Below are 19355 nucleotides of genomic sequence, written 5' to 3' on the forward strand. Positions count from 1 at the left end.
ATTCGGTGCAAATGATCATTTTAGAAATTTTCAAAAAAGTCATTGACATTGATGAGACATCACATTAAAGTAAAGAAGACATTTCAACTAAAACAAATTTCATAACGGATCTCTTATCAAGAGAGGCAGAGGGACTGGCCCTATGACGCCCAGCAACCGTTTCTATTTAAGAAATTGGTGCTAATTCCTGCAAAGCTGTTACAGCTTTGACAGATAAGAGAGGAAGACTTCCCGATACATGTTTCATGCAACGGTGATCAAGCCTCTCTTTATCAAGAGAGGCTTTTTTTGATCTCTTTTTTGAGAATCAAACGACGGGGTTCACAGGCATATTTCCACTTTTTTACCTAGTTTTCCGATGTGAAAAATAAAACAACTTGAGGAGGAACAGCAATGAAACGTAAATATTGGACATCATCTCTTGTATTATTGACGGTCCTGACCGTGCTATTATCTGGTTGCGGTACGGGATCAAGCGCAGGCTCAAAGGCTAATGCAAACGAAAAGGTTTCCTTTGACAATGTCCCGAAGCGATTTGCAAAAGGACAGGGAGCAAAAATTAAAGTCATCCGTAAAATTGGCGGGGACGATCATACTGCTCAGTTTTTAGCAGGAACGAAGGCAGAAGGGGAAGCGCTAGGCTTTACAGTAGATGTCTACACGGCAAATGGTGATACGGCGAAGTTTCATGATGCCATTTCTCAAGCACTAGAAGAAAACTATGATGGCTTTATCATCTCTCATGGGGATGATGAGGCGACCGTCGCTGATGTGAAAAAGATCACAGCGGAAGGCATTCCAGTTGTGGCGTTTGATTCAAATCCGAAGCTGAAGGATATCAAAGGAGTCACAGTGACGTCTCAAGATGACGAGCAATTAGCGAAAAAATCATTAGATGCACTCGTGGCTGATTTTAAAGGGAAAGCAAATATTGCGTATCTTTGGGTAGACGGATTCCCTCCAATGGTGAGACGAAACAAGGTGTACCAAGAAACGCTCAAACAGCATACAGGGATCAAGGAACTTGACCGATTTGGCGTTGCGGCCTCTGATACATCAGTTCAAACACAAAATGCGGTTGCGGCGATGCTGAATAAATATCCAAAGGGTAAACTGGATGCGATCTTTGCCACGTGGGATGCATTTGCGATTGGTGCCGCAAGAGCTTTGAAAGAAGCAGGAAGAACCGAAGTGAAAATATACGGTATTGATGTGTCTAATGCCGATCTGCAAGAAATGACGGCGAAAGACAGTCCTTGGAAGTACACTGCCGCTGTCGATCCGAAGCTCATTGGCGCAATTGACGTAAGGATTCTTGCGAAGAAACTAGCTGGCGAGAAAACGCCATCTTCCTATGACCTTGAGGCCTCTCTCATTTCACAAAAGCAGCTTCAGGATGCAGGAAAGGCCATCAATATGGTCAATCTTGCAGATGAAGTAAAAGGATTCGGTTCTTCGACTGCTTTTGAAGAAGACTGGATGAAGACCTTGAAGAAGCATTATGCAAAATAAACCACGTGCACTCTCTTTTCATAGAGGGTGTTTCGTTTTTCAATTGACGATCAGGAGAGAAGGAGGACACCTATGACAACGCCGCTTGTTCATATGAAAAACATCTCGATTGAATTCCCAGGAGTCAAAGCGTTAGATCAAGCAAATTTCACATTAAAAAAAGGCACAGTCCATGCCCTGATTGGGGCGAACGGTGCTGGGAAGTCAACGTTAATGAAAGTTCTCTCTGGTGCTCATTCACATTTTGAAGGAACCATCCACATCAATGGCGAGGCGGCGACCATTCATACACCGAAGGATGCGGCCTCATACGGTGTGCAGACCGTCCATCAAGAAGTGGATACAGCTCTAGTGCCTTATTTAAGTGTTGGCGAAAATATGATGATTCATGAAATGGAGAAAAAAACCTTCGTCCGCTGGAAAGAGATTCACCGCAAGGCAGCACAGCTGTTAAAAGAGATGAATATTGACATCTCGACGAAGCGTCTTGTGAGTGATTTGACACTGGCAGAAAAACAAATGGTGCTCATTGCCAAGGCTGTGTCGATCAAATGCAGCATTTTAATTTTAGATGAACCAACCGCTCCACTTAGTCATGCAGAAACAAGCAAGCTATTCTCAATGATTCATCAATTGAAAAAGAACGGCACAGGCATCATTTTTATTTCGCATCGCATGCCAGAAATTTTCAACATCTGTGATGAACTGACTGTGATGAAGAATGGAACCGATGTGGCGGCGCACCTCATTAAAGAAACTGATCCAAAGCAGGTCATTGAAGAAATGCTTGGCGCGCCATTAGAGGATCAATTCCCATCTCGTACACCGCTTGAGGATGCACCGATTGTGCTTGACGTGAAAGAGTTGCATGACCAACATAAATTAAACAACATTCATCTTCATGTGAAAAAAGGAGAAATTCTCGGGATTGCAGGATTAGTCGGTGCTGGTAAAACAGAATTGTGCAAAGCCCTATTCGGCGCCTCAGAAAAAAAGTCAGGCACTGTGCAGCTGCATGGTCAAACCATTCATATCAAGTCGCCTCATCACGCTGTGAGAGCGGGTATTGCCCTTGTGCCTGAAGAACGGAGAAAAGAAGGGATTCTAACAGAAGAAACTGTTGGATGGAACGTAACAGCTGCAAGTCTACGTTCGTTTACACGGCCGTTCAGCTTCTTACATCGTTCTAAGGAACGGAAGGCAGCAGATGGAATCGTCAAGCGGCTTGGCGTCAAGACACCTTCTCTTGAAGCGAAGGTGAAGCATCTATCTGGTGGAAATCAGCAAAAGATTGCGATTGGAAAATGGCTGTTGGCTGAGGCGGATGTCTATCTCTTTGATGAACCAACCAAAGGTGTAGACGTTGGAGCAAAAAAGGACATTTTCTCTCTCATTGCAGAACTAGCTGAAAGAGGAAAAGCGGTTATTTATGCTTCAAGTGAGCTTTCAGAAATTGCAGGAATCGCCGACCGAGTATACGTCTTATATGATGGCAGCATTGCCCGGGAAATGACGGCACCAATGACTGAAGAAGAGCTTTTATATCATTCAACAGGAGGACAATCATGAGTGAACGACAAGTTTCAGCCCCAATTCAACAAATCAAGAAACAGCGGCCATCCTTTCATCTGTTTGATTTCTTTTATCAATATGGCACCATCTTAACGATTGTCGTATTGATTGTTGTCTTTGCGGCAGCCAATCCGGCATTTTTACAGTCAGGAAATATCATCAATATTTTACGATCGATCTCGATTGTAACCATCATTGCGGTAGGGCTGACGATCTCCCTAGCAGTGAACGGCTTTGATTTATCTGTAGGCTCAGTTGCTACGTTATCAAATGCAATTGTGATCTCCATGTTTGTATGGTTCTCGCAAAACCCACTCATTGCGATCCTTTCTGCGCTGGCGGCTTCTCTTATTGTCGGTTTGCTGAATGCTTGGATGATTGTCAAAATGAAGATTCCAGATATGCTCATGACACTAGCCATGATGTTTATCATTCAAGGGCTGGCACAAACCTATACGAAAGGTGCGACCATTTCTGAAAATATGGTGCTGCCTGATGGCACTTTTTCAACTGGCACCATCCCTGCCTTTTTCAGCAAGATTGGGCAGGTACCCTATATCATTTTGATTATGGCGGCCATTGTGCTTTTTGCACATGTTTTTATGACTTACACAAAGCATGGGCGATTGATGTATATCATTGGTGGAAATAAAGAAGCCGCTCGATTATCTGGTATTCATGTGAACAAATACAAAATCGCAGCATATCTGTTGTCTGCCTTATTTGCGGCGATCGGTGGTATCGTGCTGGCATCAAGGGTGATGACAGCAGAAATTAACGCAGGAACGCCATATTTAATGGATGGGGTAGCTGCTGCTTTTATTGGGTTTTCAGTCATGGGAGCAGGTAAACCAAACGCATTCGGTACGTTTATTGGTGCGGTGCTCATCGGTATTTTGCAAAATGGACTTGTGATGATGTCTGTCCCGTATTATGCAATGGATATCGTGAAAGGATCTGTGCTTGCACTGGCACTCGCGCTGACTTATTACAAACAACGGGGGTAAGATGTACTTTTTTAAAACCATTTGCGTTCTCTCTCCGTCTAGTAAACGGAAAGCAGTGTAACAGCTGTTTGCCAAAAGGAGATGACAAAAAGAAATGAATATGTCAGCAACTCATGTAGAAGATTTGAAAAGTGTCATGGAAGACTGGAAAAATGAATTATTAGTATATAAATTTGCATTAGATGAAATGGATACAAAGTTTTCGATTATTAGTCAGGAATATAATTTAATCCATGGACACAACCCAATAGAGCATACAAAATCACGGATCAAATCCTTTGAAAGCATCGTGAATAAACTAGCGAGAAAAGGATGTGACATCACCACACAATGTGCCAAGGAGTACATACATGATATCGCTGGTGTCCGCATCATCTGCTCGTTTATTCAAGATATCTATAACATTATTGATGTTCTGAGGCAAAGAGAGGATTTAAAGATCCTTGAAGTGAAAGATTACATTCAGCATCCGAAACCAAATGGCTATCGAAGTCTTCATTTAATTGTTGAAATTCCTGTTTACTTAACGAATCGTGTGGAGCATGTGAAGGTTGAAATTCAGGTGCGGACCATTGCGATGGATTTCTGGGCGAGTCTCGAACATAAAATCTATTATAAACTGCAAAACGATGTTCCTCATCAGCTCACCGATGAACTAAAGGAAGCGGCAGATATCGCTCACTACTTAGATGAAAAAATGCAAAATATCAAACGAGAAATTGATTAACCAATAAAAAAGAGTAGCTGTTTTGAATGACAGCTACTCTTTTTAGTCTTATTAAGGGTTGGTGCCTCGATCTCTCTTTTGAATGATCGTACCGTCATCTTGCGATTGTGCAGACTGGCTCTCTTTTTGAGTAGAAGTGCCAATCAAAACACCTGTAATCAAGAACGTAAAAATCGCACTTGAGATCAGCCATTTTTTCATCATACATCACTCCATCTTCTTAACAAGTTTTGAATGACAATGCCTTGTTCTGAAAATAAATTGCTTCTTTCGGAAGACCATTTTCAGTTAAGTAGGCGGCTACATCCTGACAGATAGCCTCAAGATCAACAAGGAAATTCATAGATTCCAATTGATCACAATAAGAAATGATCTGCTCAATCATGTTGTTGGGCTGGAGCATCAATGTTTCTAAAATGGATAATTTAAGTGAAATGTTTCGTTGTTTTAAATTTTCTGCTTTTTGAAGTGAAAGCTGTACATAATAGTGGAACAAACCAGGCTTTTTCAGCTTAAACAGCGCTTTTGTGTAGGCATACAAGGCCAGTAAATAGCCGCCTGGGGAAGAAGTTTCGAATGACTCAATCAATAAAGCTTTTTCTAGGAGCGGCACAGCTTCACTGTATTCATTTCTTAGACTTTTAATAAAAGCTGCATTGCAATATGCGTGGCCAAGTAAATCCGGATCCTCCATCTGTTCTAGTGAGTAAATCACCTGTTGAAACAAAGTTTCTGCCTCATCATATTTAGATTGATCCGCATAATTCAGAGCAAGCATCATTTGACAGCTGATTGATTTTTTCACATAACATGGATCTGCGTCGTAAATAGACGAAGCCTTTTTTAAGTGGTGGATGGAGAGAAGTGTGGATCTTATATTATAGTATAGACATCCTGTTTTATAATGGAATTCTGCCTTTTCAATGTCATCATGTACGAGATCTAATTTATCCTCGGCCAATTTCAAATGGTGAAATGCTGTATCTTGATTCCCTCTGCGCATTTCATACATGCCTTTAAAGAAATAGAAATAGTAGCTGAGCATATCATCTGTACGAATCGCATTTTCATCCACAAAAAGACTGTGATCTAACGAAGCTGTATCTTCGACTAAATCTTTGAAACGGTATTCTAAAAGTTGATAGTAGAGTAAGACATCTTGATTCTCTTCCATTCGATCAAATGCTTGAAGAATCTCTTCTTTTAGCTGTATTGCTTCTTGTATGTCTCTTTTTTTCATCAAGACATACCAGTCATTTAGCATATTTGCTACATCAACGGATGACAAAACACCTGTTTCTGCCAATTGGTATCCTCCTTTCTTCACCTATTCATTTCTGCTGATTCTTATTTGTCTGAATCATCTTTCCATATTAAGTATCTTCTTATATTTTAAGCGGTCTATCTCAATTTGTAAAACATGTTTTTTGATGTAAATTCAACCAGTAGTGAAAAAATTAGGGAGTAGGGATCGAATTGTATACGCTTACATTTTTTTAGGTAAAAAGAGGATGTTGAAAAAAATATATCAGGATATCAATAGAGGAAGAGAGACAGTGAAAGAGGGTTTTTTCATAGGTGAGAAAGAAGTGGTATTGATAAAGGAGTGTTCGCGGTTTTTTGTGAGATTATATCACATGAATATTGTGAAACATGCTTCTTTCAGAATAAAATGAGTTATTCGCAAAAAAGTAAAATTTAAAGAGACTATCGATCTAGAATTGTATGGATCTTTGGTATTGATAAAAAATATCACACAGTATAGCTTTAGCGTGGTATAGTAAGATTGTTGTTGCGAATATTTAGACAAAACTGACAATTGGGGGTCGTGTTTTATGAAGAAATCGATGTTACTGATCATGGGACTAATTGTTGTGCTCGTCATGGCAGCCTGTGGTTCAAAATCGGACAGCGGTTCGGGAGAAGGCAAAGGCACATATAAAATCGGGATAGATACAACATATCCGCCATTTGAATTTGAAAAGGGCGGTAAATATGAGGGAATAGACGTTGATTTAATTAACGCCATTGCGAAAGACCAAGACTTCAAAGTGAAGCTTGAAGCAATGGATTTCTCAGGGATCATTCCAGCGATGCAAGCAGGTCAGCTTGATGTTGGAATGGGTGGTATGAGTATTACAGATGAGCGTAAAAAGAAAGTGGATTTTTCAGATCCATACTTCGATGCTGGTCTGACAGTTGTTGTGAAAAAGGACAGCAGCATCAAATCGATTGATGATTTAAAGGGGAAAAAGCTAGCTGTTAAAAATGGGACAACAGGTGCAAAATTTGCATCAGATAACGCAGACAAATATGGGTATGAAGTAGTTCAATTCAATGACAGTCCATCTATGTTCCAAGAAGTATCTAATGGAAATGCAGATGCTTTAATTGAGGATTATCCTGTCATTACGTATGCGATCGCACAGCAAGACTTGAAATTGAAAACAGTTGGAGACCGCTTGAATGGCGACCAATACGGGATCTCAGTCATGAAGGGGAAAAATCAGGACTTATTGAAGAAAATCAATAAAGGGCTTGAAAACCTAAAGAAAAACGGTGAATATGACAAAATTATTGAGAAATATTTGAAGTCATAACACAAGCGAGGCGCGCTCAGAGCGCGCTTTCTTTATGTGTCAACCGTATGTGAATTAGGGAGGGAGAAACATGGATACGATTGTTAATGCATTTCCGTATTTAATGGATGGTTTGCAAACCACTTTATATATCTTTGTTGTTGCTATCATTTTAGGTTTTATCATCGGGTTGATTGTGGCGCTATTCCGCCTGTCACCATTTAAAATCTTGAACTTTATTTCACTCGTTTTTGTCAATGCCATTCGAGGTACGCCATTTATCGTACAGCTATTCTTCATTTATTTTGGGCTTAATACACTTGAATTCATTTCGCTTGATCGAGTGCCAGCAGGGATTATTACAGTAGCGATTAATGCAGGGGCTTATTTCTCAGAAATTATTCGTGCAGGGATTCAGTCCATTGATAAAGGACAAACAGAAGCCGCACGCTCTTTAGGATTCACAGGTGGACAAAACATGCGTTTTATCGTTCTTCCACAGGCATTCCGCCGTATGCTTCCAGCCATTACTAACCAAGCTATCATCAGTTTGAAGGACACCTCTCTCTTATCGATTATCGGTATTGCTGATATCATGCAGCGGGGACAAGTTCAAGCATCGGCTACATTTGATCCTTTGAATGTCTGGCTTATTGTCGGTGTCATTTATTTCGTGATCATTTATTTACTTTCTCTACTGGCTAGCTACGCAGAAAGGAGATTTGATGTGAAATGAGTATGATTACGGTGAAAAACTTGAAGAAATCCTTTGGTGATAACGAAGTCTTAAAGGATATTAATGCAGTCATCGAGGAAAAAGAGGTTGTATGTGTCATTGGTCCTTCAGGATCAGGGAAAAGCACATTTCTAAGATGTCTCAATAAATTAGAGGATATTACGGCTGGGGAAGTTGTTGTCCACGGACATACGATTACAGACCCAAAAGTGAATATCAATAAAGTACGACAAGAAGTTGGCATGGTGTTTCAGCACTTTAATTTATTTCCTCATAAAACCGTGTTAGAAAATATCACGATCGCACCGGTGAAAGTAAAAGGGATGGAGAAGAAAGCCGCAGTCGATAAAGCATTAGACTTGCTTGAAAAGGTCGGTTTGAAAGACAAGGCCAAAAGTTACCCTAACCAATTATCTGGTGGACAAAAACAGCGTGTTGCCATTGCAAGAGCCTTGGCGATGGACCCAAAAGTGCTCTTATTCGATGAACCGACATCTGCTCTTGACCCTGAGGTCGTTGGGGATGTATTAGCTGTTATGAAACAATTAGCAGTCGAAGGAATGACGATGATTGTCGTCACACATGAAATGGGCTTTGCAAGAGAAGTGGGAGATCGCGTGATCTTTATGGATGGCGGATATATCGTCGAAGAAGACAAACCAGAAGCACTCTTTGGAAACCCGCAGCATGAGCGTACCAAATCATTTCTTAGTAAGGTGCTATAAAAAAAGAGTAAGAGCAGGTACACATGCTCTTACTCTTTTTCTTTTGTGACGAGAATGAATATACCGATTCACATGCATTTCCTAGGAAATATTATCGTTGGAAGAACTCAATCCACTCTTGGTCTGGCCCTCGGAAAAAGAAGTAGCAATAGCCATTGGGCAATGTTGTGATTTCTTCATCTATTAGCTCAATTTGCAGCTTTTGAATACGGTTGAATTCCGCGTGGATATTATCTGTTGTGAAGGCGAGATGGTGGACCTTTCCTTCAGATGGAAGGTCACTGCTATACCCTTGAATGAGTTCGATTTCCGTTTCTGCTTCGTCTTTAAAGCCAAGAAAGGCAAGTTCAATGACTCCGTTTGTATGAGTGATGCGATCCTTTAATTTCATGCCCACCACTTTTTCATAAAAATCAATGGACTGATCAATATTTGTCACCATAATCCCTGTATGATCTAAGCGTAATGTTGTCAAAAAAGAGCCTCCTCTATGTCGAGTTGATATTTTTCTCCTCATCTTATCATAATAGAAGTAACGTATACATTCATATGGTAGGATAGAGAGAGTCAATTTAGGATAAGGATGACACAAATGAAAAAAATCTCATTAAAACAAACATTTGCAGAACAAGTGAAAAAGGGATATCCGCTTATTTCAAAAGATGCTGTGTCGCGTGTGAATGGTGTACAGGAAGGCGAACTCATTGAATGGGTAGATGAAAGAGGCTCTTTTTTAGGGAAAGGATATTATGGTGTGCAAAATAAAGGCATCGGTTGGGTACTTTCCTTTGACGCTAACGAAAAAATAGATCAGGCCTTTTTTGTTTCTAAACTTGAACAGGCATCCAAAAGCAGAACTCATCTATTTCGTGATGCACAGACGACGGCTTTCCGTGTGTTCAATGGAGAAGGGGATGGAATTGGTGGAATCACGATTGATTATTATGATGGATTCTATCTCATCCAATGGTATAGCGAAGGTGTTTATACATTAAAAGAAGATGTATTGGCTGCGATTGAGCAGGTGTACCCTGACTATAAAGGCATTTATGAAAAGAAACGATTTGATACGTCTGGACAATATATCGAAGATGACGATTTTGTAAAAGGGGAGAAAGGTGAATTTCCTCTTATCGTCAAAGAAAATGGGATGAACGTGGCGGTTTATCTAAATGATGGTGCGATGACAGGTATTTTCCTTGATCAGCGTCATGTGCGAAAAGCAATTCGAGACCGCTATGCAAAAGGAAAGACCGTCCTTAATACGTTCTCTTATACCGGCGCTTTCTCTGTAGCAGCAGCGCTTGGCGGGGCAAGCCGTACGACAAGTGTAGATGTTGCAAACCGCAGTTTGAAAAAAACATCTGAGCAGTTTGAAGTGAATGGCATTGATGTAGACGGGCAGGATATCAAAGTCATGGATGTCTTTAAATATTTCCCGTTTGCGGCGAAAAAAGGCTGGAGCTATGATGTCGTGATCTTGGACCCACCCTCCTTTGCACGAACGAAGAAACACACATTCAGTGCAGCGAAGGATTATAAGAAACTATTAAAAGAAGCCATCCAGATCACAGCTGAGAACGGCGTCATTGTGGCGTCAACCAATAGCAGTGCATTTGGGATGAAAAAGTTTAAAGGATTTATTGCACAGGCCTTTAAAGAATCTGGGAAAACGTATCGTATTCTTGAGGAATATTCACTTCCTGAGGACTTCCGTACAACGAAAAATTATCCTGAGGGGAACTATTTAAAGGTTGTCTTCATCCAAGCATAAGAAAAAGCCATTTTCCGATAAGGGGAAATGGCTTTTTCTATAGGGCAAACGACATCAGGATAGGCGCTGCACATAATGTAATAATGGCCGAAATGATCATGGACACACTTGAGATCGTGCCTGAGACCGAGCTCAGTTCAAAGGCCTTCGATGTGCCTGCACCATGTGCTCCTGTACCAAGCAGAACGCCCATTGCAATGTCATTATCAATACGGAAATAACGGATAACCAATGGTCCAATGATTGAGCCAAATAATGCTGTTAAAATGACGAATACAGCCGTAACGGACGGCATCCCGCCAATCATCTCAGACACACTCATTGCAACAGGTGTTGTGACGGATCTTGGGACGAGGCTCTCGATCAGACTCGTATCCAAATGAAACAATTTGGCGATAAACGCTGTTGATAAAATCGCAACGATAGAACCGCAAGCCACATTTAAAATAATTTCTACTGCATGCTTCTTCAGAATGTGAAAATACTTATATAAAGGAATGGCAAATGCCACAGTCGCAGGTTGAAGCATATTTGTCAGCCATTTTCCGCCTTGATTGTAAGCATCGTAAGGAATGTTCACGATTAACAACAAGACCACAAGAACAACCGGTGTTACAAGTAAAGGGGAGACATAGACTTTCGGATGACGTTTATAAACCGCTTTTGATCCGAGATAGATCAGAATGGTTAGGATCAAAAATAGTCCACCAACTAACATAGCTTTTTTCGCTCCTTTCTTTTCGCAATCATCTGCGTCATTATGCCAGTCGAGAGCATGACCACAAAGGTACTAAGTAAAACCACAAGGACAATACTTGTGCCAGATTGAGAAAGTAATGTTCTGTAATCAATCACACCTACTGCTGAAGGGATAAAGAAGAGCAGCAGTTCTCCGAGCAGCCATACGGCGCCAAGTTCAATCCATTTTAATTTAATGATGTTAAAATGAAGTAATAAGAAAATGACAAGAATGCCTAAGATCGTGCCCGGAATTCTTAAATGCAAAAAGGCCGCCAGCACATTCATCAATTTCGCAAAAGCAAATAAAGCCATAATCTGAAGGGTAGCAATCAGCGACGTTTTGAGCAATTGCACTTTCTGTTCACTCCTTTTTCTATATAAATTGTTCACTGTTTCACAAAAACAACACAACGTTCTAATCGGTGAGCTTACTTTAAAGTGTACAGCACGTTCTATTATAGGTAAAATACATATATCGAATAGTTAGTATTCCTTTTGTCTATAGAAAGGATGAATCATGTGGACATCAGACATTTAACATATTTCTTAGAAGTGGCACGGTTAAAGAGTTTTACGAAAGCATCACAATCGCTCTATGTGTCGCAGCCGACCATTTCCAAGATGGTCAAAAACCTAGAGGATGAGCTAGGTGTGCAGTTGTTTTACCGTAATGGCAGACAGGTTGAAATGACAGATGCTGGACAAACCATGTATACACAGGCGAGTGAAATCACACAATCCTTTCAGAATTTAACGAGTGAATTAAATGATTTAATGAATGTGAAAAAAGGACATATCCGAATAGGACTGCCGCCCATGATTGGATCAAGCTTTTTCCCAAATGTGATGGGGGAATTCCGCCAGCAGTATCCAGATGTCACCTTTCAATTGGTGGAGCACGGCTCCATTAAAGTAGAGGAAGGGGTAGAGGATGGATCATTAGATATTGGTGTCATTGTTCTGCCTGCAAATGATAAAATTTTTCATACATACACCATCATTAAAGAGAATATGAAGCTTGTCACCCATCCATCACATCCGATGGCAGGACGTGGTGAGGTTCATTTGGCTGATTTAAAGGAAGAGTCTTTTATTTTCTTTCGAGAAGATTTCGTTCTGCACAGCCGAATCTTAAATGAATGTATGAATGCTGGATTCAGGCCGAACGTTATTTATGAAACGTCACAATGGGATTTCATCAGTGAAATGGTTGCTGAGAATCTTGGGATTGGGCTTCTGCCTGAACGGATTTGCCGTGATCTAGATCCAGATAAAGTGAGGATCATTTCCTTAAATCCGTCTATTCCGTGGCATTTGGGTGTCATTTGGCGAAAGGACCGCTACTTGTCCTTTGCTGCAAGAGAATGGTTAAAGCATACAAAATCCTATGTGTGGGATGCAGAGTAAAAGGGAGGACGATACAGATGAAATTAAGCTGCGTGTCTCATCTTTTGGAAAAGATTCGAGCGGAAAATCCGCTTGTCCATAATATCACCAACCAAGTTGTGACGAACTTTACAGCGAATGGACTGCTTGCTTTAGGTGCTTCTCCAGTCATGGCAAACGCCAAAGAAGAAGTGGCAGAAATGGCGCAATTAGCGGATGCACTTGTGCTGAATATCGGCACACTAACAAAGGATACAGTGGAGGCAATGGTCATTGCTGGACAAGCGGCCAATGAAAAAGGTGTACCGGTTCTATTAGATCCTGTTGGTGTTGGTGCGACAACGTTTCGGACGAGTGCGGCGAAACAGCTGTTACAGCAAGTGGACATCACTGTTGTTAGAGGGAATGCTGCTGAAATGGCTCATTTAATTGGAGTGAATGGCTGGCAGTCAAAAGGGGTTGATGCAAAAGGGGCAAATGGAGATGTATCGTCTTTAGCAAAGCAGGCGGCAAAAGCACTTCAAACCGTTGTGGCGATTACGGGGAAAGTGGATGTCGTGTCAGATGGAGAAGAGGTTCTATCTATTCATAATGGACACGAATGGTTAACCAAGGTGACAGGGACTGGCTGTTTACTCACCTCTGTCATAGGGGCATTTTGTGCAACAGGGGAACGTCCAATTCATGCGTCGGCATCAGCTCTGCTGTTTTATGGTGTCGCTGCAGAAAAGGCAGCTCAGCAGACAGATGAGAAAGGGCCAGGGACCTTTCAAATCGAATTGCTAAACGCGCTGTCCAATACAAATGGTCAAGATGTAATCACGTTAGGGAAAATAGGGGGAGTTTTGCATGACGAAGGTTGATCAGCAGCTAATCAAACAGCAATTATCGGTTTATTTTATTATGGGAACAGCGAATACAAGCCGGCATCCGCTTGATGTGGTAAAAGAGGCCATTCAAGGCGGGATCACGATGTTTCAGTTTCGTGAAAAGGGTGAAGGTGCTCTGCAAGGTGAAGAAAAGAAAAAAATCGCTCATCAGATTCAAGCACTTTGCCAAGAAGCGAATATTCCCTTTATCGTAAATGATGATGTACAGCTTGCAATCGATCTTGATGCAGATGGTGTCCATGTTGGGCAGGAAGATACACTTGCACTAGACGTACGGCAAAGGATCGGGAATAAAATATTAGGCGTGTCCACGCACAATCTAGATGAAGTGAGACAAGCGATGAAGGACGGGGCAGATTACGTTGGGATGGGTCCAGTCTATCCTACAGAAACAAAAAAGGATACACGCAGTGTCCAGGGTGTTTCTTTAATCAACGAAGTACGTCAACATGGTCTTCACATTCCCATTGTGGGTATCGGCGGTATCACATATGAAAATGCGGCACCAGTCATCCAAGCGGGAGCCGATGGCATTAGCATCATCAGCGCCATTAGCCAAAGCGCTGATCCGAAAAAAGCTGCGGAAGAACTAACATCTCTTGTCGAGTCAGAGAAAGCAGCTCTTTCATCTGTAAAAGACATGGATTAACTCATCCATGTCTTTTCTTATCTGCGTGAAAAATAGACAGAAGAGATACAATTGTGTACAATCTAATTGTTTGATTATTTTCGAAATGACAGGTAAATAAAGGAGAATGAATGATGGAAGTGCTCGATACGTATTTTCGCCGATATGATGAAGCGGGAAAAGGGCAAGAGCAAATGAACGAATTGTTGGCATTGTTTTCAGATGATGTCATGATTGTCTTAAATGGTGCTGAAAAGCCTGGCATCCAAGCGTTCACACAGTTTTTGAACACATTTTTCCACGTACATGAAGACATTAAGCACATGTGGGATGGCTGGGTGAAACGAGAAGATGGGAAGTATGAAACAAACTGGGCTGTTTGCGGAAAGTTAACAGACGGTCGTGTATATACAGCAGAAGGCATTGATATTGCGGAGCTGGATGATCAAGGAAAGATCGTTTATTTAGAAAACGTCCCGAAAAACCCAGAGTTATTCCAGCGATATTAAAAAGCCGGCAGAGCGGATATTATCCCCTCTAATTAGACAGTATGAGATAATAAGCAAGCATGAGGCTTGCTTATTATTAGATTTATTTATCCGTAAATAGCTTATCAATCAAACTTATAGCAACAAAACAAAATGGAAATGCAATGAAAATGTACAGAACGTTTTTAGGTACAAACATATTGTAATAATAGAAAAATACACTCATAAATAAAATCATCACTGCATACTTGATTATCCTCTTCACAACAAGTCCTCCTAATATATATCTACCCAACCATTATTAGTGCACTTATCCCTCTTATCTAACTGTATAGCAATTTGAGTTCACACACTGGTAGCTTAGACTTCTTTTATTTGTCTAACGAATAAGCGTCAATCGCTTCTTTAGCAGATGTTTCTTGATCAAAAAGAAGATATCGGCTGTACACTTCGCTTAAATGCAGGGGACCTTCGTCTAAGTCTTCGACTAGCTCAAAGATATCGAGTACGGCTACTAGTTTTGTAGTTGTTTGTCCATGATCTCCATTTTCAAATGTCTCATCTGGAAAATGGTCTTTGACGATTTGTTTCACTTTTCGATTGTTTTTTGCTCTCACTAAAATGATTCGTTCCTCAAAGATTTTATCCGGTCTCACCTTTGCTGAGGAGCGAGATTCAAATAATAATTTTGCTGAGTACAATTTATGCATATGTTTCACTTCTTCCTTGTAGGGTGAATTTCCAGTATGTGTTTAAAATGATAACATAAGAATAACAAGAGAATTGAAGTCTATGGGGGTAATAGGGTTGAAAAGAATCATTGATAACAGAGGAGAAGTTCATGAAATTCTGCTGATCATCATCACATGCTGTTCGTTGATCACGTTGAGGAAATGTGACAAGTTAGAAAGATATAAAGAGAGATTAAAAGGCCAATTTATCCCATATTGAATACAGTTTTGAAATTGCACTGAAAAAGCCGGCAGAGCAGCCGGCTTTTTCTCATCAATCTGTATCCATATGCATACCTGTGTGTGCTTTTACTTGAATTTCTGTAAAGGTGTCTTCATCTGCTTTTTCAGAGGAGAAAATGGTGCCTAAGTAAGCCGCAAGGAATCCAAGCGGGATCGAGATAATCCCAGGGTTCGATAGTGGGATAAGCGGCTCTCCTGTGAAAATGGCTGCCCCTGATGGGTCCCAGACGCTTGGGCTGAGTGACACGATCAGGAGTGCGCTCAGAAGACCTGTTAAGCTTCCTGCGATAGCCCCTGTTGAGTTAAATCGTTTCCAAAAGACAGTGAAGATAATCAACGGTAAATTCGCACTTGCTGCCACTGCGAAGGCAAGTGACACAAGAAAAGCGACGTTTAAAGATTGCGCAAATAATGCAAGAATGATGGAAAGGATGGCCACGCCGATAGAAGCAAAGCGTGCCGCCTTCACCTGTTCACGTTCACTCGCTTTTCCTTTGCGAATAATCTGGCTATAAAAGTCATGAGCAAAGGCAGACGCGGCGGATAAAACGAGACCGGTGACCACTGCCAGTATAGTCGCAAAGGCAATAGCGGAAACAAAGGCAAATAATAAATCTCCCCCTAGGGCCTGTGCAAGCAGTGGTGCAGCCATGTTTCCTGCTGCATCGGCTGCCGTAATTGCATCTGTTCCGACAAAAGCAGCGGCACCGAAGCCGAGGAAAACCGTCATTAAATAAAAAATCCCGATGATCCACGTAGCGGATAGAACAGATTTACGCGCAGAAATGGCATCCTTTACCGTATAAAAACGGATCAAAATATGCGGCAAACCTGCTGTTCCAAGCACAAGTGCAAGGTTCAGAGACAAGGTCTCTAAAGGCACATCATATTTATTTCCCGGGTGAAGAAAAGCTTCACCAAGCGGGGTCGCTGTTTTCATCTGTTCAAACATCTTCAGCAGGCTAAAATCAAACTTAGCAAACACAAGCAGCGAAATAATCAGCGTGCCCAGCATGAGAAGCACAGCTTTCGTGATCTGTACCCAGCTGGTGGCAATCATGCCGCCAAACACGACATAAATGGTCATCAAGACACCTACGATCAGCACCGCAATCCAGTAATCTATGCCAAGAAGCAGTTTGATTAATGCACCTGCCCCAACAAGCTGCGCAATCATATAAAAAGTCGAGACTGTGATTGTGTTAAATGCGGCTACTCCTCGAATGGCAGGACGCTTAAATCGTGCAGCAATCATATCAGCCATCGTATATTTTCCTAGATTTCGAAGCGGTTCAGCCACGACATAAAGGACGACAAGATACGCTACAAGAAAGCCAATACTATAGAAAAAGCCGTCAAATCCATTTAAGGCGATCATGCCGGCGATCCCTAAAAATGAAGCAGCAGACATATAGTCCCCGGCGATGGCAAGGCCATTTTGAAATCCAGTCAGTCCGCCGCCTGCGGTGTAAAAATCACTCGCATTGCTTGTTTTTTTCGCAGCAAAATACGTGATGACCAATGTGAGCCCTACGATCGCTATGAATAAAATAAAAGCGGTCATACTCATTCGTCATCACCTCTAGATTCAGTTTTTAAAGCGCTTACATATTTGTCGAACTGAGCTGCTTTTTTTGCATAAAGCCCACATAAAACCCATGTCATCACAAATTGCGTGAGGGCAAATAACCAAGCCCACGTGATCGCTCCAATTGCTGGCGTGTTCAAAAAGGTGAAGTAGGATGTAGCAACCGGAAGTGAAAAGTAAAAGAGAAAAAAGAAAATCGTCATCGGTACGATAAATCTGCGTTTTTCCTCAAGAAGTTTTCGAAAATCCTTTGAAGCGGCAACCTTCTTATAATGAACGTTTTTGTCTGCCATTGTTTCCTCCTTTGTACGAATTAGGGACAAGGTACTCCAATGCATATGAGACGATCTGGTTGTTTATGACAGTATATCATAAAAAAGGCACCCGAAAAGGGTGTTTAGCCTGATCAATTGTGGATATAAATATTGGGAAAATGAAAATAAACACAAGAAGCTGGAAATCAAATATAAGATCAAAGAAAAAAACTCTATGATATCCATTGTCACATGGTCTGTAGATTCGATTTAGCAAATGAAACATTTGAGGTCATAATGCGTTGGCATATTAATATCAAGAATTACATTACATAAACATGTAGAGAAGCAGGCTGATGGAGCCTGCTTCTCTTTTAATATTTTTTCCCAAGACGTGTCGTATGTGAAACTGTTTTAACATGCTTTTTACGCTTGGAATCTTTGTAGACAGATAAGACAAATTTGTTGTTCCAGTATCCATTTTTCGGGCTGTAGTATGTTTTGAATGTGTAATGAAAGACTTTTTGACCGGTTGATCCTGAAGCTGTAGTTACTGTTGTAGCGAGTATGGCTATTACTTTTAGTGTCAAGACTGCGCCAGCTACAGCACCGGTCCCTGTCGGTAATGCCAAAATTGTTGTTGTCACAAGAACGACAATAGCAAGAGTAACGTTGAATTTGTTTTTATAGGTTTTTACAAGTCTCCATTGATAATCTTTGTTTGATTTTGTGTTAAATTCGCCGTCTTCACTTAATAATTCTGGTCCAGCTTCTTTAAATTCTTTAATGTCTACTAGTTCATTGTTGATACGAAGTTCTTCTGTTGCCCGATCAAAAGAGACGGTATCTATTTGTTCACCATTATCAATCGTTATTGTTTGAGTGCTGCCTTTAACTACAGAATTGAAAGTATGTAGTTTGCCTTCAATTTCAGTTTGATAAGATTCTTTAATTCCTTGAGGTTCTAGGGTTACTGCGGCTACGGTTTGTAATGGAACTGTTAAAAATAGCGTCATGCCTAAAAGCCCGATTATGAACTTTTTCATTTTGGATATTTCCCCCTTGTTTTTTGTGCAATAATAAACATATGGATAAAAAATGCTTTTCTTTTAAAAAAAGTTAATTGAGGAGTGATTGATGTGTTTTGGAATTGGGTAGTAGGCATGATCGGGATAATCATAGGGGCTTGTATCTTTGCAACGGAGTTCGAAGATGCTACTTTCTTCACTCGCTTTATTTTCAAGCTTATTGCGATTTTACTTCTTGTGTTTTCAGTGGCTTTTATTAAGTGGCGGCGTAAAAAAATACAACAGCATAATAATTCATAGTACTCCCTCCTTTTTTGACATGTTTTCATCCTATCATTGATCGGTTTGAATTTGGGAATTCATTGGAAAATTTCTTTTTGGGTTGCGGTGACCGCAATTTAGGTTCTTTTATATGGGAGGCGAATGTATGATGACGGTAATATCAGTATTGATGATGTTAAATGGTGCTTGTTATTTTGCTGTTTATATGAAAAAACGTAAGAATAATAAAGAAAAAGAGATGGAGTATAAAGTTATTTTTGCTGTTGTTTTCTTTTTACTAAGTGTCCCATTCATCAATATGGTCATCACTGGATAATAAAGAACAGGCTGAAGAGCCTGTTTTTTGTTACTTAAAATACATGGCGCCTATTTCAAAAACACCACTGCGATTACGTATAAAAATCGATATGTCTTGTGCCCTACTTGCTTAAAAAGTGCTTGCGCTATGCCGAAAATTTTACAAA

22 protein-coding genes and 1 riboswitch are annotated in these 19355 nt (G+C 40.7%); of the genes, 13 read left to right on the forward strand and 9 right to left on the reverse strand.

The features are described 5' to 3' along the window. Positions 1-110 precede the first annotated feature (110 nt). A riboswitch (SAM riboswitch) is annotated at positions 111-220 on the forward strand. A gap of 173 nt (positions 221-393) precedes the next feature. The 4 genes from ACRRMM_RS10300 (at position 394) to ACRRMM_RS10315 (ending at position 4818) form a co-directional block, all read left to right on the forward strand. After that, positions 394-1512: a sugar ABC transporter substrate-binding protein gene (locus ACRRMM_RS10300; RefSeq protein WP_017358695.1), complete on the forward strand. Its 1119-nt coding sequence runs from the start codon at positions 394-396 to the stop codon at positions 1510-1512. A 72-nt stretch (positions 1513-1584) separates the two neighbouring features. Beyond that, the gene (locus ACRRMM_RS10305) at positions 1585-3081 is read left to right on the forward strand and encodes a sugar ABC transporter ATP-binding protein (RefSeq protein ID WP_369456673.1); all 1497 of its coding nucleotides are present in this window, start codon (positions 1585-1587) and stop codon (positions 3079-3081) included. Beyond that, on the forward strand, positions 3078-4091 hold the full coding sequence (locus ACRRMM_RS10310) for an ABC transporter permease (protein WP_017358697.1): 1014 nt from the start codon (positions 3078-3080) through the stop codon (positions 4089-4091). Before ACRRMM_RS10305 ends, ACRRMM_RS10310 begins: the two co-directional genes overlap by 4 nt. A 94-nt stretch (positions 4092-4185) precedes the next feature. Then, the gene (locus ACRRMM_RS10315; RefSeq protein ID WP_007497867.1) at positions 4186-4818 is read left to right on the forward strand and encodes a GTP pyrophosphokinase; all 633 of its coding nucleotides are present in this window, start codon (positions 4186-4188) and stop codon (positions 4816-4818) included. A 51-nt stretch (positions 4819-4869) separates the two neighbouring features. On the opposite strand, the gene ACRRMM_RS10320 is transcribed toward ACRRMM_RS10315, so the two are convergent. Then, positions 4870-5019 (reverse strand): hypothetical protein, encoded by a 150-nt coding sequence (locus ACRRMM_RS10320; protein ID WP_017358698.1) that lies wholly within the window; start codon positions 5017-5019, stop codon positions 4870-4872. A 19-nt stretch (positions 5020-5038) separates the two neighbouring features. After that, positions 5039-6124, reverse strand: coding sequence for a Rap family tetratricopeptide repeat protein (locus tag ACRRMM_RS10325; RefSeq protein ID WP_008345544.1), 1086 nt, complete (start codon positions 6122-6124; stop codon positions 5039-5041). 529 nt (positions 6125-6653) lie between these two features. Between ACRRMM_RS10325 and ACRRMM_RS10330 the strand changes: the two genes are divergently transcribed. The 3 genes from ACRRMM_RS10330 (at position 6654) to ACRRMM_RS10340 (ending at position 8858) form a co-directional block, all read left to right on the forward strand. Beyond that, positions 6654-7418 (forward strand): transporter substrate-binding domain-containing protein, encoded by a 765-nt coding sequence (locus tag ACRRMM_RS10330; protein ID WP_045033805.1) that lies wholly within the window; start codon positions 6654-6656, stop codon positions 7416-7418. 70 nt (positions 7419-7488) lie between these two features. Further along, a complete protein-coding gene (locus tag ACRRMM_RS10335; protein WP_007497860.1) occupies positions 7489-8133 on the forward strand; it encodes an amino acid ABC transporter permease in 645 nt (214 codons plus the stop codon). Beyond that, complete coding sequence (locus tag ACRRMM_RS10340; protein ID WP_025208197.1) at positions 8130-8858, forward strand: amino acid ABC transporter ATP-binding protein; 729 nt, start codon at positions 8130-8132, stop codon at positions 8856-8858. The genes ACRRMM_RS10335 and ACRRMM_RS10340 overlap by 4 nt, the downstream gene beginning before the upstream one ends. A 91-nt stretch (positions 8859-8949) precedes the next feature. On the opposite strand, the gene ACRRMM_RS10345 is transcribed toward ACRRMM_RS10340, so the two are convergent. Beyond that, positions 8950-9333: a VOC family protein gene (locus tag ACRRMM_RS10345; RefSeq protein WP_008345541.1), complete on the reverse strand. Its 384-nt coding sequence runs from the start codon at positions 9331-9333 to the stop codon at positions 8950-8952. A 117-nt stretch (positions 9334-9450) separates the two neighbouring features. On the opposite strand from ACRRMM_RS10345, the gene ACRRMM_RS10350 reads away from it, so the two are divergent. Then, the gene (locus ACRRMM_RS10350; RefSeq protein WP_125589337.1) at positions 9451-10632 is read left to right on the forward strand and encodes a class I SAM-dependent rRNA methyltransferase; all 1182 of its coding nucleotides are present in this window, start codon (positions 9451-9453) and stop codon (positions 10630-10632) included. A 37-nt stretch (positions 10633-10669) separates the two neighbouring features. Here ACRRMM_RS10350 and ACRRMM_RS10355 read toward each other — a convergent pair whose 3' ends face one another. Next, a complete protein-coding gene (locus tag ACRRMM_RS10355; protein WP_007497850.1) occupies positions 10670-11350 on the reverse strand; it encodes a CidB/LrgB family autolysis modulator in 681 nt (226 codons plus the stop codon). Beyond that, entirely contained in the window at positions 11344-11727 is a 384-nt protein-coding gene (locus ACRRMM_RS10360; RefSeq protein WP_017360157.1) for a CidA/LrgA family holin-like protein, read from the reverse strand. Before ACRRMM_RS10360 ends, ACRRMM_RS10355 begins: the two co-directional genes overlap by 7 nt. Before the next feature lie 165 nt (positions 11728-11892). On the opposite strand from ACRRMM_RS10360, the gene cidR reads away from it, so the two are divergent. The 4 genes from cidR to ACRRMM_RS10380 all read left to right on the forward strand — a co-directional run bounded on the left by cidR (position 11893) and on the right by ACRRMM_RS10380 (position 14786). Then, positions 11893-12780, forward strand: coding sequence for a cidABC operon transcriptional activator CidR (gene cidR / locus ACRRMM_RS10365; RefSeq protein ID WP_017360156.1), 888 nt, complete (start codon positions 11893-11895; stop codon positions 12778-12780). Between the two features lie 17 nt (positions 12781-12797). Further along, on the forward strand, positions 12798-13622 hold the full coding sequence (thiM, locus tag ACRRMM_RS10370; RefSeq protein ID WP_017360155.1) for a hydroxyethylthiazole kinase: 825 nt from the start codon (positions 12798-12800) through the stop codon (positions 13620-13622). Further along, positions 13609-14298, forward strand: a complete 690-nt coding sequence (thiE, locus tag ACRRMM_RS10375) for a thiamine phosphate synthase (protein WP_081114246.1) — start codon at positions 13609-13611, stop codon at positions 14296-14298. Before thiM ends, thiE begins: the two co-directional genes overlap by 14 nt. A 113-nt stretch (positions 14299-14411) precedes the next feature. Beyond that, a complete protein-coding gene (locus tag ACRRMM_RS10380; protein WP_008345523.1) occupies positions 14412-14786 on the forward strand; it encodes a nuclear transport factor 2 family protein in 375 nt (124 codons plus the stop codon). Positions 14787-15136: 350 nt separating this feature from the next. Here the strand turns inward: ACRRMM_RS10380 and ACRRMM_RS10385 are convergent, their stop codons facing one another. The 4 genes from ACRRMM_RS10385 to ACRRMM_RS10400 all read right to left on the reverse strand — a co-directional run bounded on the left by ACRRMM_RS10385 (position 15137) and on the right by ACRRMM_RS10400 (position 18627). Beyond that, positions 15137-15475, reverse strand: a complete 339-nt coding sequence (locus ACRRMM_RS10385; RefSeq protein ID WP_017368294.1) for a DUF4288 domain-containing protein — start codon at positions 15473-15475, stop codon at positions 15137-15139. 295 nt (positions 15476-15770) lie between these two features. Further along, positions 15771-17309 (reverse strand): solute symporter family protein, encoded by a 1539-nt coding sequence (locus tag ACRRMM_RS10390; protein WP_007497838.1) that lies wholly within the window; start codon positions 17307-17309, stop codon positions 15771-15773. After that, on the reverse strand, positions 17306-17620 hold the full coding sequence (locus tag ACRRMM_RS10395) for a DUF485 domain-containing protein (RefSeq protein WP_025208191.1): 315 nt from the start codon (positions 17618-17620) through the stop codon (positions 17306-17308). The genes ACRRMM_RS10390 and ACRRMM_RS10395 overlap by 4 nt, the downstream gene beginning before the upstream one ends. Before the next feature lie 335 nt (positions 17621-17955). After that, entirely contained in the window at positions 17956-18627 is a 672-nt protein-coding gene (locus tag ACRRMM_RS10400) for a hypothetical protein (protein WP_048001151.1), read from the reverse strand. 412 nt (positions 18628-19039) lie between these two features. Between ACRRMM_RS10400 and ACRRMM_RS10405 the strand changes: the two genes are divergently transcribed. Further along, positions 19040-19207 (forward strand): hypothetical protein, encoded by a 168-nt coding sequence (locus ACRRMM_RS10405; protein ID WP_428828665.1) that lies wholly within the window; start codon positions 19040-19042, stop codon positions 19205-19207. The last annotated feature ends 148 nt before the right edge of the window (positions 19208-19355 follow it).

It is taken from the genome of Bacillus sp. XT-4 (genome assembly GCF_050864245.1).
Classification (GTDB): Bacteria; Bacillota; Bacilli; order Bacillales; family Bacillaceae; genus Bacillus; species Bacillus altitudinis.